The sequence below is a fragment of the Mesorhizobium sp. M7D.F.Ca.US.004.03.1.1 genome, from assembly GCF_003998635.1.
GTDB classification, from domain to species: Bacteria; Pseudomonadota; Alphaproteobacteria; order Rhizobiales; family Rhizobiaceae; genus Mesorhizobium; species Mesorhizobium loti.
In genome coordinates this window covers 1-1,799 of sequence record NZ_RZQG01001090.1, presented here as the reverse complement: position 1 = coordinate 1,799, position 1,799 = coordinate 1, and the positions used below count along the sequence as shown (strand labels likewise).

Genomic DNA, 1,799 nt, shown 5'->3' with positions numbered 1-1,799 from the left:
GCGCCCAATGGCCTGCCCGAGCGAAGCAGGCAAGCGCCGATGAGGGCGCCAAAGGCGCCGAGCCAAATCAGCCGGCTGAAATCATAATTCTCGACGCCAAGCGTGCTGCCGGCGGAATCGTTGAGCATGAGCAGGACTGCTCCCACCCCGATCGCGGCCATCAATATCCAGAACAGTCGGCTCATCCCCGTGGTCGCCTCACGAAAGCGCGTCGCGTTCGCGCGCCATGCGGGTGCGGCGTGTTTCCCGGCGCGGCCGGCGCTCGACCGTTTCCAGCCGGGCCGGCAATTCGGCCATGACGGTACGGCGCGTTTCCGGCGTCATCCCGATCCAGGCGCCGATTTCCTCGCGCGTGCGGCCGCACCCGAAACAGAAGCCGGTTTTCATGTCGATCGAACAGACCAGGATGCACGGGGATTCGATGGCCGTCATGACTTTCTCTTGGGTTCCAACCGGAATCCCTTGTTCATCTCCACATGGTGCAACGGCAATGCCAATGCAAGCCCCCGCGATTGCGCCCTTCGCAGCCACCTTTGCGGCAAATGCAGAACCATGATCCAGGAGGTTGTGCCAACCGCGCAAGGCGGCTATGCCGCTCACCAACTCCAGGGAATGATCGCCAACGTGATGACCAGCGCACTGCCTTTCGACGATTTCCGCAACCTGCTGGCCAATCTGCCGGCGGCCGACACGGCAGCCGAAACCCGCGTGCGCACGCTGTTTGCCAAGGCCGACAAATCAGGCAATTCGCTTGGCCGCATCGAGGACATCGCCGCGTGGCTGGCCGCCTGGAGCGGGCGGGCTCCCCCTGCGGTGACAAGACCACTGATGGCGGTCTTTGCCGGCAATCACGGTGTTGTCAGGCACGGCATTTCGCCCCGGCCGGTGGCGGCGACCGCCAATGCGGTCGAGCTTTGCGCCGCCGGAGGTGCTGCGATCAACCAGATATGCATTGCCAACGATCTCGGGCTGAAGGTCTTCGATCTTGCCCTGCATATCCCGACCGCCGACATCACCTGTCGTGCCGCACTGGATGAGCGCGGCTGTGCCGCCACCATGGCCTTTGGCATGGAAGCGATAGCGGGCGGTACCGATCTCTTGTGCCTTGGTGATCTCGGCGTCGGCAACTCCACCGTCGCCGCAGCCTTGTTTGCGGCGCTGTTCGGGGGCAAGGGCGTCGACTGGGTCGGCCCAGGGTCGGGCGCCGATGCGGCGATGCAGGCACGCAAGGCTGACGTGGTCGATGCGGCGCTGGCTTTTCACAGCGGCCATCTCAGCGACCCGCTCGAGGCGCTGCGTCGGGTCGGCGGACGTGAGTTCGCGGCGATTGCCGGCGCCATCCTTGCTGCCCGGATGCAGAAGATTCCGGTGCTGCTCGACGGGCTAGCTGCAACGGCCGCCGCTGCGGTGCTGCACGCCGCCAACCCCGTCGCGCTCGATCATTGCCTGCTGGCCAGCCTGTCGCCGGAGCCCGCGCATGCCCGGGCTGCTCAACGCCTCGGCCTGCGCCCGCTGCTTGATTTTGGCATCAGCCATGGCGAAGGGGCAGGGGCCGCCCTTGCCGCCGGTCTGGTCAAGGCAGCTGCGCTGACCAGCTCAGGCATGGCAGCTACGGTACGCGGCTAGGATCTTGGCGTATCAGCGCCGCAGATTGGGAATGCGGTAGACGACAGAGGCATATTTCGGGTTGGAGCTGCTGCCGATTACTACGCCCCAAAGGCGTTCCGCTATTCTTCTGCTGGCCACGTTCCTTTCGGCAACCGGATATTCGAAGCAGTCCGGTTCGAGTGTCTCGGAGG

2 protein-coding genes and 1 pseudogene are annotated in these 1,799 nt (G+C 65.0%); 1 reads left to right on the top strand and 2 read right to left on the bottom strand.

From position 1 onward, the window contains the following. Window positions 1–185: pseudogene (locus tag EN935_RS34205) on the bottom strand (TIGR02281 family clan AA aspartic protease); the annotation flags it as partial. Between the two features lie 13 nt (window positions 186–198). Continuing rightward, window positions 199–432 (bottom strand): DUF1289 domain-containing protein, encoded by a 234-nt coding sequence (locus tag EN935_RS34200; RefSeq protein ID WP_109671221.1) that lies wholly within the window; start codon window positions 430–432, stop codon window positions 199–201. Window positions 433–627: 195 nt separating this feature from the next. Between EN935_RS34200 and EN935_RS34195 the strand changes: the two genes are divergently transcribed. Then, the gene (locus tag EN935_RS34195; RefSeq protein WP_127265606.1) at window positions 628–1,626 is read left to right on the top strand and encodes a nicotinate-nucleotide--dimethylbenzimidazole phosphoribosyltransferase; all 999 of its coding nucleotides are present in this window, start codon (window positions 628–630) and stop codon (window positions 1,624–1,626) included. Window positions 1,627–1,799 lie beyond the last annotated feature (173 nt).

What these genes read in the sequence shown, in the direction of transcription:
- EN935_RS34200 (WP_109671221.1), bottom strand. Translation starts at nt 432, where the DNA reads ATGACGGCCATCGAATCCCCGTGCATCCTGGTCTGTTCGATCGACATG.
- EN935_RS34195 (WP_127265606.1), top strand. Translation starts at nt 628, where the DNA reads ATGACCAGCGCACTGCCTTTCGACGATTTCCGCAACCTGCTGGCCAAT.